14 protein-coding genes are annotated in these 13,585 nt (G+C 71.9%); 8 read left to right on the forward strand and 6 right to left on the reverse strand.

Annotated elements, in window-relative coordinates:
- The first annotated feature begins 23 nt into the window (after positions 1–23).
- A complete protein-coding gene (locus ACWDX9_RS07555) occupies positions 24–2,594 on the forward strand; it encodes a BTAD domain-containing putative transcriptional regulator (RefSeq protein WP_449950177.1) in 2,571 nt (856 codons plus the stop codon).
- On the opposite strand, the gene urtE is transcribed toward ACWDX9_RS07555, so the two are convergent.
- The 5 genes from urtE to urtA are packed head-to-tail and all read right to left on the reverse strand — an operon-like array spanning position 2,591 to position 7,060.
- Complete coding sequence (gene urtE / locus ACWDX9_RS07560) at positions 2,591–3,280, reverse strand: urea ABC transporter ATP-binding subunit UrtE (protein ID WP_449950180.1); 690 nt, start codon at positions 3,278–3,280, stop codon at positions 2,591–2,593. The genes ACWDX9_RS07555 and urtE overlap by 4 nt on opposite strands.
- Positions 3,258–4,007, reverse strand: a complete 750-nt coding sequence (urtD, locus tag ACWDX9_RS07565) for an urea ABC transporter ATP-binding protein UrtD (RefSeq protein WP_449950182.1) — start codon at positions 4,005–4,007, stop codon at positions 3,258–3,260. The genes urtE and urtD overlap by 23 nt, the downstream gene beginning before the upstream one ends.
- Positions 3,991–5,010 carry an urea ABC transporter permease subunit UrtC gene (gene urtC / locus ACWDX9_RS07570; protein ID WP_449950184.1) on the reverse strand — a complete coding sequence of 340 codons (1,020 nt, stop codon included), beginning with the start codon at positions 5,008–5,010 and terminating at the stop codon, positions 3,991–3,993. Before urtC ends, urtD begins: the two co-directional genes overlap by 17 nt.
- On the reverse strand, positions 5,007–5,855 hold the full coding sequence (urtB, locus tag ACWDX9_RS07575; RefSeq protein WP_364240017.1) for an urea ABC transporter permease subunit UrtB: 849 nt from the start codon (positions 5,853–5,855) through the stop codon (positions 5,007–5,009). The genes urtC and urtB overlap by 4 nt, the downstream gene beginning before the upstream one ends.
- Positions 5,855–7,060, reverse strand: a complete 1,206-nt coding sequence (gene urtA / locus ACWDX9_RS07580; RefSeq protein WP_449950188.1) for an urea ABC transporter substrate-binding protein — start codon at positions 7,058–7,060, stop codon at positions 5,855–5,857. The genes urtB and urtA overlap by 1 nt, the downstream gene beginning before the upstream one ends.
- 199 nt (positions 7,061–7,259) lie before the next feature.
- On the opposite strand from urtA, the gene ACWDX9_RS07585 reads away from it, so the two are divergent.
- The 7 genes from ACWDX9_RS07585 to ACWDX9_RS07615 all read left to right on the forward strand — a co-directional run bounded on the left by ACWDX9_RS07585 (position 7,260) and on the right by ACWDX9_RS07615 (position 12,574).
- A complete protein-coding gene (locus ACWDX9_RS07585; protein ID WP_080041930.1) occupies positions 7,260–7,562 on the forward strand; it encodes an urease subunit gamma in 303 nt (100 codons plus the stop codon).
- Complete coding sequence (locus tag ACWDX9_RS07590) at positions 7,559–7,870, forward strand: urease subunit beta (RefSeq protein ID WP_357733976.1); 312 nt, start codon at positions 7,559–7,561, stop codon at positions 7,868–7,870. The genes ACWDX9_RS07585 and ACWDX9_RS07590 overlap by 4 nt, the downstream gene beginning before the upstream one ends.
- Positions 7,863–9,569 carry an urease subunit alpha gene (locus ACWDX9_RS07595; protein ID WP_449950193.1) on the forward strand — a complete coding sequence of 569 codons (1,707 nt, stop codon included), beginning with the start codon at positions 7,863–7,865 and terminating at the stop codon, positions 9,567–9,569. The genes ACWDX9_RS07590 and ACWDX9_RS07595 overlap by 8 nt, the downstream gene beginning before the upstream one ends.
- 4 nt (positions 9,570–9,573) lie before the next feature.
- A complete protein-coding gene (locus ACWDX9_RS07600; RefSeq protein ID WP_449950196.1) occupies positions 9,574–10,431 on the forward strand; it encodes an urease accessory protein UreF in 858 nt (285 codons plus the stop codon).
- Positions 10,432–10,447: 16 nt separating this feature from the next.
- Positions 10,448–11,122: an urease accessory protein UreG gene (gene ureG, locus ACWDX9_RS07605; protein WP_449950198.1), complete on the forward strand. Its 675-nt coding sequence runs from the start codon at positions 10,448–10,450 to the stop codon at positions 11,120–11,122.
- Positions 11,122–11,868 carry an urease accessory protein UreD gene (locus ACWDX9_RS07610; RefSeq protein WP_449950201.1) on the forward strand — a complete coding sequence of 249 codons (747 nt, stop codon included), beginning with the start codon at positions 11,122–11,124 and terminating at the stop codon, positions 11,866–11,868. Before ureG ends, ACWDX9_RS07610 begins: the two co-directional genes overlap by 1 nt.
- 235 nt (positions 11,869–12,103) lie before the next feature.
- On the forward strand, positions 12,104–12,574 hold the full coding sequence (locus ACWDX9_RS07615) for a hypothetical protein (protein WP_449950204.1): 471 nt from the start codon (positions 12,104–12,106) through the stop codon (positions 12,572–12,574).
- A gap of 87 nt (positions 12,575–12,661) precedes the next feature.
- Here ACWDX9_RS07615 and era read toward each other — a convergent pair whose 3' ends face one another.
- Positions 12,662–13,570, reverse strand: a complete 909-nt coding sequence (era, locus tag ACWDX9_RS07620) for a GTPase Era (protein WP_397367033.1) — start codon at positions 13,568–13,570, stop codon at positions 12,662–12,664.
- Positions 13,571–13,585 lie beyond the last annotated feature (15 nt).

Below are 13,585 nucleotides of genomic sequence, written 5' to 3' on the forward strand. Positions count from 1 at the left end.
TCTCCTCCTCAAAGGAAGGTCGCGTGGAATTTCGCATCATGGGGCCGCTCGAGGTGCTCGACGGCGACGGCCAGGACCGCACCCCCACCGTGCCGAAGCACCGCGACCTGCTGGCGATGTTCCTGCTGAACGCCGGGCGCCCGCTCAAGGTCGAGCGGCTGCGCAGGCTGCTGTGGCCACGCGAGGGCGGCGACCGCTCCGACTCGCTGGTGCGCGGCTACGTCGGCCAGCTCCGCCAGCTCGTCGGGAAAGACGTGATCACGACCGTGGCGGGCTCGTACGTGCTGGCGCTGGGCGACGGGCAGCTCGACGTCGACCGGTTCCGGCTGCTGGTGGACAAGGGGGCCTACGAGGAGGCGCTGAGCCTGTGGCGGGGCGAGGTCCTGGAGGACGTCGACCCCGAGGGCGAGCGGTGGGTCGAGACGCGCCGGCTGCGCGAGGAGCTGGAGGAGCTGCGATTACTGGCGCTGGAGCGCCGGGTGCAGGCCGACCTGGACGCCGGCAGGCACCGCGAGCTGCTCGCCGAGCTGCGCCGGCTGACCAGGCAGCATCCGATGTGGCAGCGCTTCCGCGGCCAGTACATGCTGGCCCTCTACCGCAGCGGCCGCCGGGTGGACGCGCTGGCCGCGTACGCGGTGCTGCGTGACCAGCTCGACGGCGGGCTCGCGATCGAGCCCGACTCCGAGCTGCAGCTGCTCTACCACCGCATGCTGCACGACGACGTGTCGCTGCACGTCTCGGCCGGCCCGCCGGTGCTGCTGCCGCCCGACGTGACCGGCTTCACCGGCCGGGGCGAGCTGCTCGACGAGGTGGTGGGCGGCCACGTCGTGGTGCACGGGCAGGCGGGCGCGGGCAAGTCGGCGCTGGCCGTGCACGCGGCCTGGCGGGAGCGGGAGAGCTTCCCCGACGGCATCCTGTACGCCGACCTGCGCGAGACGACGGCCCCGTCGGCCGTGCTGGAGGACTTCCTACGCTGGCTGGGCTGCCCGGCCCAGGCGATCCCGGCCTCGCCGGAGCAGCGGGAGCGCTTGTTCCGCACCTACACGGCCAACCGCAGGCTGCTGGTGCTGCTCGACAACGCCTCGGGCGAGGCGCAGGTGCGGCCGCTGCTGACCTCGTGCCCGACGATCGTGACCAGCCGGTCCTCGCTCGGCGGCCTGACGGGCGCGCGGCGGCTGTCGGTGGGCGTGCTCGGCGCCGGCGAGGCCATCGACCTGCTGGTGAACAGCTCGGGCCGGCCGGCCGACGACGCCATGACCCGGCTGGCCCGCTTCTGCGGCGGCCTGCCGATCGCGCTGCGCATCGCCGGCTCCCGGCTGGCGGCCCGGCCGGAGTGGACCGTCGACTACCTGGTGAGCCTGCTGGAGGACGAGCACGAGCGGCTCGACCGGCTGCACGCGGGTGACCAGGCGGTGCGCAGTGTGTTCGCGATCGGCTTCGACGGGCTGCCCGAGTCCGCCCGGCTGACGCTGCGGGGGCTCGGCGCGCTGTCGGCCCCCGACTTCGCCGACTGGGTGACCGAGCAGCTCGGCGGGCAGGCCGAGGCGCTGGTGGACGCGGGCCTGCTGGAGACGCACGGCGTGGACGTGGCGGGCCAGGTCCGCTATCGGCTGCACGACCTGACCAGGCTCTTCGCCCGCGAGCAGCCCGTGCCGGGCGTGCTGGGGCGGCTGTCGGAGATGGTGCTGGCCAGGGTGCGGGCCTCGCGGTTCTCGCTGGTGTCGGGCGATCCGGCCACGGCCGTGGCCACCAGGGACATCAGGGAGTCGGTCGAGTGGCTGGCGGCCGAGCGGGCGTTCCTGGTGAGCCTGGTCGCCGATCTGCACGCGGCGGGGCTCGACGAGGGGTGCTGGCGGCTGGCGCATCTGCTGGCTCCCTACCTGGAGCGCCACCGGTTCCTGGACGACTGGCGGGCGGTGGCCGCGCGGGCGCTGGAGGCGGCGCGGCGCTCGGGCGACGACCGGGGCGAGGCGCTGGTCCTGCTGGACCAGGGCGACCTGCACCTGGCCGAGCGGGAGTGGGAGCTCGCGCACGGGCGGCTGCGGCTGGCGCTGGGCATGTTCCTGCGGCAGGGCCGGACCCGCGAGGTGAACCACACCAGGCGCCGGCTCGGCCGCGTCCACCTGGAGCAGGGGCGGCTGGAGGACGCCGAGCGGGCCCTGCGCACCTGCCTGGAGGGCGCGGACAACCAGCGGGACGCCGCCGACGCCGAGCGAGTGCTCGGGGCCGTGCTGCGCCGCGCGGGGCGGCTCGACGAGGCCGCCGAACGCCTGCGGGCCGCCGTCAAGCACCTGGACGAGCTGGGCGACCGGCACCGGCAGGCCGACACGCTGCTCGACCTGTCCGCGACACACCTGGCGCAGGCCGCCAAATCGGACGCCAGGGCCGCCGCCGAGCAGGCGAGGAGCATCGCCGTACGCCTCGGCGACCGGCTGCTGGACGCGCACGCCCTGCTGGCCCTGGCCAGGGTGAACCGGGCCGAGGGCGCGGCGGGGCGGGCGCGGGAGCTGGCCGGGGCGGCGCTGGAGGTGTTCGAGCGGACCGGCGACCGCCAGGGCGCCGCCAACGCCCGCGCTCTCCTGGCCCAGGGTTAGACCGCGAGCAGGCGGCGCACGTCCTCCCGGTGCAGCTCCTCGGCGGCCCCGGTGCGCACGACGTGCCCGCCGTCGAGGATGACGAACGTGTCGGCCAGCCGCAGCGCGATGTCCAGGTACTGCTCCACGAGCAGCACGGCCAGCCCGGCGGCGTGCAGCCGCTCGATCGCCGCCTCGATCTCCAGGATGATCGACGGCTGGATGCCCTCGGTCGGCTCGTCGAGTATGAGCATCCTGGGCCTGGTGACCAGGGCCCGGGCCATGGCGAGCTGCTGCTGCTGGCCGCCCGACAGGTGGCCGGCGCTCCGTTTGAGCAGCGGCTTGAGCGCGGGGAACACGTCCAGGGCCTCGTCGATGGCCTCCCTGGTCACCCTGGCGGCCTCCATGGTGACCAGCAGGTTGCCCAGGACCGAGAGCTGGGGGAAGCACTGGTGGCCCTGGGGGACGTACCCCATGCCGAGCCTGACCCGCTCGTGCGGTTTCAGCCGGGTGACGTCGCGGCCGTCGAACATGACCGTGCCGGCCGTCGCCGGGATCACGCCCATGACGGTGTTGAGCAGCGTGGTCTTGCCGACGCCGTTGCGTCCCATGACGCACACGAGCTGTCCGGGCCCGACCTCCATGGAGACCCCGAACAGTACGCGTGCCCTCCCGTACCCCGACTCAAGGCCGGTCACCGACAGCATCGCTGGCCCTCCTCCCCAGGTAGACCTCCTGGACGCGGGGGTCGGCGCTGACCTCGTCGACCGACCCCTCCACGAGCACCCTGCCCTCGTGCAGCACGGTCACCGTCGAGGCGTGCCGCCGAAGGAACTCCATGTCGTGCTCCACCACGATCACCGTGTGGTCGGCGGCGATCTGGGTGAGCAGCTCCCCCGTGCGCTCCCGTTCGTCGCTGGACATGCCCGCCACCGGCTCGTCCAGGAGCAGCAGCCGGGGGCGCTGCGCCAGCAGCATGCCGATCTCCAGCCACTGGCGCTGGCCGTGCGAGAGAACACCGGCCGAACGTTCGGCGAGATCTTCGAGTCCGGTCCTGGCCAGCGCCTCCTCGACGGCCTCCGACACGCCCTTGCGCCGCCTGGCCAGCGACCAGAGCGGCTTGCGGAAGCTGGCCGCGAGATCGAGGTTCTCGACCACGGTCAGCTCCTCGAACACGACCGACGTCTGGAACGTGCGGCCGACGCCCAGGCGGACGATCTGGTGCTCCCTCCTGCCGACCAGGTCGTGCTCGCCGAACCGCACGCTGCCCGCCGCCGGCCTGGTGAGGCCGGTGATCACGTCGATCAGCGTGGTCTTGCCCGCGCCGTTGGGCCCGATCAGGAAGCGCAGCTCGCCTTCGGGCACGGTCAGGTCCACGCCGTCGAGAGCCCGGAACCCGTCGAACACGACCTGGACGTCACGCAGTTCGAGCACGCCGCCACCTCCCCACCAGGCCCACGATCCCCTTCGGGGCGAGCGTCATGACCAGGATGAACAGCGCGCCCTGCAGGTAGAGCCAGCCGTCGGCGAACTGCTCGCTGAACGCCGTCTTGGCGTAGCCCATGACGACCGCGCCGAGCACCGCGCCGGCCAGCGCGTGCCGCCCGCCGACGGCCACCGCGACGACCAGCTCCAGCGAGGGCACGACGCCGAGCAGCGCGGGCGAGATGATGCCGACCACCGGCACGAACAGCGCCCCCGCCAGCCCCGCCATGCCCGCCGAGGCGGCGAAGGTGACGGTCTTGACCAGGGCCGGGTCGTAGCCGAGGAAGCGCACCCGGTCCTCGCCGTCCCTGACGGCGACGAGGAGCCGGCCGTAGCGGCTGTTCACGAGCTGGCGGGTGGCGAGGTAGAGGGCCCCGAGGACGACGGCCACCACGAGGTAGAGCGTCCGCTGCGTGGAGTCCTCGGCCAGGTCCTGGCCGAACAGCTCGAAGAAGTTCGTCATGCCGTTGGTGCCGCCGGTCAGGCCCTGCTGGCCGACGAGCAGGATGACCAGGGCGGCGGCCAGCGCCTGGGTGAGGATCGCGAAGTACGCGCCCCGTACCCGCTGCCGGAACACCAGCGCGCCCAGCAGCAGCGCGATCGCCACGGGTCCGAGCACGGCCATGGCGAGGGCGAATATGGGGTTGGCGAACGGCGCCCACAGCGCGGGCAGCCGCTCCACCCCGCTCCACACCATGAAGTCGGGCAGCCCGCCGCCGGCCTCGTTGAGCTTGAGGTACATCGCCATGGCGTAGCCGCCGAGCCCGAAGAAGACGCCCTGGCCGAGGGTGAGCATGCCGCCCTGCCCCCAGGCCAGCCCGATCCCGAGCGCGACGATCGCGTAGCAGAGGTATTTCGCCAGCAGCCCCAGCCGGAACGGCTCCAGCAGCAGCGGGGCCGCCACCAGGGCGATCACGGCCACGGTCGCGAAAGGCAGATTTCTCTTGATCATGTGAGCACCCTCGACCGCAGCACGAACATGCCCTGCGGGCGCACCTGCAGGAACGCGATGATCACGGCGAACACGATGACCTTCGCCAGGGAGGCGTCCGACCAGAACTCGGCGTAGGAGTTCAGCAGCCCCAGCCCGATCGCGGCCAGCACGGCGCCGCGCAGCTGCCCGAGCCCGCCCGCCACGACGACGAGGAACGCGTCCACGATGTAGTACGTGCCGAGCGCCGGCCCGACGGGCCCGATCAGCGTCAGCGCCACCCCGGCCACGCCCGCCAGCCCGGACCCGATGAAGAACGTCAGCATGTCCACCCGGCCGGTGTCGATGCCGCTGGTCGCGGCGAGCTGCCGGTTCTGCACGACGGCCTGGGTCCGGCGGCCGAGCCCGGTGCGGTTGAGGTACACCCAGACCGCCACCACGCCGGCGATCGCGAGCCCCATGATGAACAGCCGGTTGTAGGGCAGGATGCCCACCCCGCCCGCGAGCCAGGAGGGGGCGGGCACCTGCACGTTCGGCGCGCCGAACAGGTCGCGGGCGAGCTGCTGCAGCACCAGGCTGACACCCCAGGTGAGCAGCAGCGTGTCCAGCGGGCGGCCGTAGAAGTGCCTGATGGCGGCCCGCTCCAGGATCAGCCCCATGAGCCCCGCCACCAGGAACGCCGCCGGCAGCGCGAGCACCAGGTCCTGCAGCAGGAACGCGGTGTACGCGCCCGCCATGATGAACTCGCCGTGCGCCATGTTGATCACGCCCATCTGCCCGAACGTGAACGTCAGCCCGAGCGCGATGAGCAGCAGCACCGCCCCGATGGACAGGCCGATGGGGAGCTGGTTGAGGAAGGCCGGCATCACTGCCCCGCCGCCAGGCCTGAGGCCCAGGAGTAGCCCTTGAGGTACGGGTCCGGCTTGATCGGCTTGCCGGAGTCCCACACCTGCTTGATCAGGCCGTCGGGCTGGATGATGCCGATGCGGGCGGTCTTGTACATGTGCTGGTTCTCGCCGTCGATGGTGACCAGGCCCTCGGGGCGTTCGAGCGAGATGCCGGGCGCGGCCTTCTTGACCGCCTCGACCTCGGTGCTGCCCGCCTTCTTGACCGCCTCGGCCCACAGGTAGACCGCGTTGTAGCCGGCTTCCATGGGGTCGGAGGTGACCTTGTTCTGCCCGTACTTGGCCTTGTACGCCTTGACGAACGCGTCGTTGGCCGGGGTGTCGGTGGTCTGGTAGTAGTTCCAGGCGACCGGCTGGCCCACGATGTTGTCCACGCCGATGCCGGTGACCTCCTCCTCGGCGATGCTCACCGACAGCACCGGCATGCTGTCGGCGGACGAGCCCGCGCTCTTGAGCTGCTTGAAGAAGGCCACGTTGCTGTCGCCGTTCAGGGTGTTGAAGACGGCGTCCGGCTTGGCCTGCATGACCTTGTTGACCAGCGTGGAGTATTCGGTGTGGCCGAGCGGCGTGTACTCCTCGCCGAGGATCTCCATCCCGTTCGCCGCCGCGTACGCCTTGATGATCTTGTTCGCGGTCCGCGGGAAGACGTAGTCGCTGCCCACCAGGAACAGCTTCTTCTTGCCCTGCTCCTTCAGGTAGTCGAGGCCGGGGATGATCTGCTGGTTGGTGGTGGCGCCCGTGTAGAAGATGTACGGCGAGCTCTCCAGCCCCTCGTACTGCACCGGATACCAGAGCAGGGCCTTGTGGCGCTCGAAGACCGGCAGCATGGCCTTCCTGCTGGCCGAGGTCCAGCCGCCGAAGACGGTGGCGACCTTGTCCTGCCTGATCAGCTTGGTGGCCTTCTCCGCGAACGTGGGCCAGTCGGAGGCGCCGTCCTCCACCACGGGGACGAGCTGCTTGCCGAGCACGCCGCCGGCCTTGTTGATCTCTTCGATGGCCAGGAGTTCGGCGTCGCGGACGGTGACCTCGCTGATCGCCATCGTGCCGCTGAGCGAGTGGAGGAGGCCCACCTTGATCTCCTTGGAGTCGGCGGGCTCGGCGTTCGATCCACAGGCCGCGAGGGCCAACACCAAGGTGGCGGAGACAATCGGACGGGAGATGCGCACAGCCGTTCCTTCCTGCCAACCGTTACTGGGAGAAAGGTGACTCCGCGAGATTTCCCGAGTAGATCGCGGTTGTTAAGACGCGTTTGCCGAGTGTTCACAAATGCACTTAATCCGAAATATGGGGGTTGAGTCGCAGTGCGAAACCAACACGACATGCCCCGGCAACAGCCACGAAACCGCCGGTTCCTATGGTCCGGCCATGCGGCTTACCTCACACGAGCAGGAACGGCTGCTCATCCACGTCGCCGCCGGGGTGGCGCGCGAGCGGCAGGCCAGGGGCCTGCGTCTGAACCACCCCGAGGCTACCGCCATCATCGCGTCGTTCCTCATGGAGGGGGCCAGGGACGGGCGCTCCGTGGCCGACCTGATGGAGGCCGGACGGTCGGTGCTCGGCCGGGCCGACGTCATGGAAGGCGTGCCGGAGATGCTGGAGAGCGTGCAGATCGAGGCGACGTTCCCCGACGGGACGAAGCTGGTCACCGTACACAGGCCGATCCCGTGATCCCGGGCGAGTACGTGCACCCCGAGGGCGCTCACACCCTCAACCCCGGGCGCGAGCGCCGCACGCTGCGGGTGGTGAACACGGCGGACCGGCCGGTGCAGGTGGGCTCGCACTACCACTTCGCGGCCGCCAACCCGGGGCTGGAGTTCGACAGGAAGGCGGCCTGGGGCATGCGGCTGGACGTGCCGGCGGGGACGGCGATCAGGTTCGAGCCGGGCGTCGAGCGCGACGTGACGCTCGTGCCGCTGGCGGGCAACCGGGTCGTGCCCGGGCTGCGGCCGGAGTGGGCGGGGCCGCTCGATGGCTGACATCTCGCGCGCCCGGTACGCGGCGCTCTACGGCCCCACGGTCGGCGACCAGATCCGGCTGGCTGACACCGATCTGTTCATCGAGGTCACCGAGGACCTGTCGATCGGGCCCGCCGGGCCGGGCGACGAGGCGGTGTTCGGCGGCGGCAAGGTCATCCGCGAGTCCATGGGACAGGCGCGGACCACCCGGGCGCAGGGCGCGGCCGACCTGGTCATCACCGGCGCGGTGATCCTCGATCACTGGGGCGTGGTCAAGGCCGACGTCGGCATCCGCGACGGCCGTGTCTACGCCATCGGCAAGGCCGGCAACCCCGACACGATGGACGGCGTCGACCTGGTCATCGGGCCGTCCACGGAGGTGCTCGCGGGCAACGGCAAGATCCTCACCGCCGGGGGCGTCGACTCGCACGTCCACCTGATCTGCCCGCAGGTCCTCGACGAGGCGATCGCGTCCGGCGTCACCACGATCGTCGGCGGCGGCACCGGGCCCGTCGAGGGCACCAAGGCGACGACCGTCACCGGAGCCTGGTACCTGGGCCGGATGCTGGAGTCGCTGGACGCGTACCCGCTGAACTTCGCGCTGCTCGGCAAGGGCAACACGGTCTCCACGGACGGCCTGACGGAGCAGCTCGAGGCCGGGGCCTCCGGCTTCAAGCTGCACGAGGACTGGGGCTCGACGCCGGCCGCCATCGACGCCTGCCTGAGCGTGGCGGACGCGTCGGGGGTGCAGGTGACGCTGCACACGGACACGCTGAACGAGGCGGGGTTCGTGGAGTCGACGTTGAAGGCCATCGGGGATCGGATGATCCACGCGTACCACACCGAAGGGGCCGGCGGCGGGCACGCTCCCGACATCATCCGCGTCGCCTCCTACCCCAACGTCCTGCCCTCCTCCACCAACCCCACCCGGCCGCACACCGTCAACACGCTGGACGAGCACCTCGACATGCTCATGGTGTGCCACCACCTCAACCCGTCGATCCCGGAGGACCTGGCCTTCGCCGAGTCGCGCATCAGGCCGGCGACGATGGCCGCCGAGGACGTGCTGCACGATCTGGGGGCGATCTCGATGATCGGCTCGGACTCGCAGGCGATGGGGCGGATCGGGGAGACGATCATCCGTACGTGGCAGACGGCGCACGTCATGAAGGGCCGCCGGGGGTCGCTGGGTGGGCCCGCGGACAACCTGCGAGCCCGCCGCTACATCGCGAAATACACGATTTGTCCGGCTATCGCCCACGGCTTGGACGGCGAGGTCGGCTCCGTCGAACGCGGCAAGCTCGCCGACCTCGTCCTCTGGGACCCGGCGTTCTTCGGGGTCAAGCCCGACCTCGTGCTCAAAGGCGGGGTGGTGGCCTGGGCCCAGATGGGCGACGCCAACGCCTCCATCCCGACGCCGCAGCCGGTGCTGCCCCGTCCCATGTTCGGCGCCTCACCGGTGACCGCCGCCGCCACCTCGCTCCACTTCGTCGCGCCGGTGGCCCTGGAGTCCGGCCTCGCGGACCGGCTGTCCGTACGCCGCCGCCTGGCTCCGGTGGCGGACGTACGACGGCGCGGCAAGTCCTCGATGCCGCTCAACGACGCCATGCCCCGGATCGAGGTGGCGCCCGACACGTTCGAGGTCCGCATCGACGGCGACCTCGTCGAACCGGCCCCCGCCACCCGCCTGCCCATGGCCCAGCGCTACTTCCTCTTCTGACGCCATGAACCCAGCGCTGCTCCTCCTCGCCGACTCCCGCCTCCCGGCCGGCGGCCACGCCCACTCGGGCGGCACCGAACAGGCCATCACGTCGGGAGCGGTCTCCGACGTGCCCTCGCTGGCACGTTTCCTCCGCGGCCGCCTCCACACCACCGGCGCCCTCGCCGCCACCCTCACAGCCGCCGCCCACACCCAGGCCACCACCCCAGCACCGACCACCCCGCCGCCTCAGCCGCTCTCCAGCGCGAGCACCACCACCGGGCCGGGGGCCGACCCCGAAGTCGGTCAGGCCGCGGCCGGGTCGCCGTGGGTGCTGCTCGACGCCGAGGTCGATGCCAGGACCGCCGCCCCCGCCCAGCGGGACGCGTCCAGGACCCAGGGCAGGCTCCTCCTCAGGGTCGCCCGCCGCGTGTGGCCGTCACCGGTGCTCGATGAGCTGGCACGAGCCGTACCGAGCCCCCATCACCCGATCGCCCTCGGAGCGGTGGCGTACGCGGCGGGCGCCACGGCCGAGGAGGCGGCCATGGCGGCGGCGTACCATGCGATCAGCGGCCCCGCCACGGCGGCGGTGCGGCTCCTGGGCCTCGACCCGGTGGCCGTGCACGGACTCCTGGCCGACCTCACCCCCGACCTCACGGCCATCGCCACCGAAGCCCACCTCGCCGTGACGAACGCCCGCTCCACCGCCCACCAGGACGTGACGGACGCCGACTCAACCGCCCACCCCCGCCCCACGAGGCAGCCCCCGGACCCCGCGGACCCGCTCCCGTGGTCGGCGGCGCTGCCCGCGTACTCGTCCCCAGCCCTTGACCTCCTGGCCGAGCAGCACGCGCGCGCCGAGGTCAGGTTGTTCGTCTCCTAAGGAAGGATCCCCAGACATGGGTGCCAATCACGACGACCACCACCACGCCCCCGACGGCCGCGGCCGGGCGCTGCGGCTCGGGGTGGGCGGCCCGGTAGGGAGCGGCAAGACGGCCCTGGTGGCCGCGCTGTGCAGGACGCTGGGCCCGTCGCTGTCCCTCGGGGTGGTGACGAACGACATCTACACCACCGAGGACGCCGACTTCCTGCGGCGGGCCGGCGTGCTCGACCCCGAGCGCATCCTCGCCGTCGAGACCGGTTGCTGCCCTCACACCGCCATCCGCGACGACATCGCCGCGAACCTCGACGCCGTGGAGACCCTGGAGCACCGCTTCGGCCCGCTGGACCTGGTGATCGTGGAGAGCGGCGGCGACAACCTGACGGCCACGTTCAGCCGGGGGCTGGCGGACAGGCAGATCTTCGTGCTGGACGTGTCGGGCGGCGACAAGGTGCCGCGCAAGGGCGGTCCGGGGGTGACGACGGCGGACCTGCTGATCGTCAACAAGACGGACCTGGCCCCGATGGTGGGCGCCGACCTGGGCGTGATGGATCGGGACGCGGCGGCCGTACGCGGTGACAGGCCGGTGCTGTTCACCTCGATCAGGCAGGAGCCCACCGCCGCCACGGTCGCTTCCTGGGTGTCCGAGCAGGTGACGGCCTGGTCCCACGCTCACGCGGCCCCCGTCTCCTGATGCCCGCCAGCGTCCGGCCCGGCCGCCGCGGGATGAGGGCGAGCGCCGCCGTCGCGACGGCCTCGTCCCCGGACGGCCGGACCCTCATCCGCCGGCTGGCCTCGGCGCCCCCGCTGACGCTGCGCCAGACGGGGCCGTACACCGTGCATCTCATCTCCACGGCGGCGGGCCCGCTCGGCGGCGACCGGCTCTCCCTGGACCTGGACGTCGCCCCGCGCACCATCCTGGAGCTGGGCTCGGTCGCCAGCACCCTGGTCCTGCCCGGGGCCGGCACGTCCGAGATGCTGGTCACGGCCCGGGTGGGGGCGGGCGCCACACTCCGCTTCACCCCGGAGCCCACGGTGCTCGCCGCCGGATGCGAGCACCGGCTCCTGGTACGCCTCGAGCTGGCGGCGGACGCCGAGGTGCTGTGGCGAGAGGAGATCGTCTTCGGCCGCCACGGCGAGGTCTCGGGGCGTTGCCACGCCCGCTTCGACGCGACGTGCGACGGCCGCCCGGTGCTGCGGCAGGAGTTCACCGTGGGCGATCCGGCCGTGGACACCTCCCCGGCCGTCTACGGCTCTGCCCGCTGCGTCGGCACCACATTCCTCACGACGTCCGCCAAGGAGCCGGTGGTGGCCGATGGCGTCGCCGTCCTGCCCCTGGCCGGTCGGGGCACGCTCGTGTCCGCCCTGGCCGCGGACGCCGTCCAGCTCCGCTCCCGCCTCGAATGGGGCGAACGCACCACCCTCACCCCGGAGCCCTGACCTGGCGAACCCGTTAAGGCGAGGGAGGGGTGGCAGAGGGAAGCGGCACGACCACCCCGTATCGCCCAGCCCCAGCGGCTCGATAACGCCACCCGGTACCGGCCGCCGGCGGGCAGCGACAGGCAGCGACAGGCAGCGGCCAGCGGCAGGTGGCGACGAGTGGCGGTTGGCGGTGATGGTGACGACCCCGTTGCGTTCGGTGGTGGTAGGCGGGTGTCCGGCTTACAGTGATCGTGTGGCCGATTACCTCCAGCCCGCCCCCGCCAAACCGGCGGCCCGCCGCGGCTATGCCCTGGCCGTCGTGGTGGCCGGAGCGCTGCTGGTGTTCTGTGCCGTCCTGCCGTGGTCCGGGCTCGAGGTGCGCAGCGAGCTGATCGGCGGCGGGCTGGCCAACGACATCCGCGGCATCGACGACACGTTCGGCGTCTACACGCTGGTGGCGGGCCTGGCGGCGCTGGGCTGCGGCATCGCCGGGCTGCTCACCCGCCCCAGGGTCGCCGCCCTGGCCGCCGTCCCGGGGGCGGCGGCGGTGGCGGTGCTGGTGCTCTTCATGACCGACGGGAGCGGCGTCCGCGACCGGCTCTCCTTCGACCTGGGCCAGGTGCTGTCGGTCGGGCCGGTGATCAAGTCCGGCTGGTTCGCGGCCATGGGCTGCGCGGTGGCGGTCGTCGTGCTGGCCGTCCTGGCACTGGTCCGCCGCCCCTGAGCCGATCAGCCGGCCGTCCTGGCGCTGATCTGCCGCCCCGAGCCGATCAGCCGGCCGTCCTGGCGCTGGTCCGCCGCCCCGAGCCGATCAGTCGTAGAAGCCCAGGCGCCGCAGCTGCTTGGGGTCGCGCTGCCAGTCCTTGGCCACGCTGATCCGCAGGTCCAGGTAGACGCGGGTGCCGAGCAGGGCCTCGATCTGCTTGCGCGCCTTGGTGCCCACCTCGCGCAGCCGCTCGCCCTTGTGTCCGATGACGATCGCCTTCTGCGAGGGCCGCTCCACGAACAGGTGCGCGTAGATGTCCAGCAGGTCGTCCCGCCCCTCCCGGGGCATCATCTCGTCGACGACCACGGCGATCGAGTGGGGCAGCTCGTCGCGTACGCCCTCCAGCGCCGCCTCCCTGATCAGCTCGCCCACCAGCACCTGCTCGGGCTCGTCGGTGAGCTGGCCGTCCTCGTAGAGCGGCGGCGACTCGGGCATGTGCTCGATCAGCACGTCGGCCAGCACGTCGAGCTGCTCGCCCGACTGCGCCGACACCGGCACGATCGCGGCGAACTCCCCCACCTGCGACACCGCCAGCAACTGCTCCGCGATCTGCTCCTTGGACGCCAGGTCGCACTTGGTCACGACCGCCACGACCGGCGTCTTCTTCACCGCCGCGAGCTTGTCGGCGATGAACCGGTCGCCCTTGCCGATCGGCTCGTTGGCGGGCACGCAGAAGCCGATCGCGTCGACCTCGGTCAGCGTGGACAGCACCAGGCTGTCGAGCCGCTCACCGAGCAGCGTGCGCGGCCGGTGCAGGCCCGGCGTGTCGACGATCACGAGCTGGGCGTCGGGCCGGTGCACGATGCCCCTGATGGTGCGCCTGGTCGTCTGCGGCTTGGACGAGGTGATCGCCACCTTGCTGCCGACCAGGGCGTTCATGAGCGTGGACTTGCCGACGTTCGGCCTCCCCACGAAACAGGCGAATCCGGCGCGATGGTTGTCTGGCGAAGTCACATTCTGCATTGTGGC

This window comes from Nonomuraea sp. NPDC003201 (assembly GCF_053590415.1).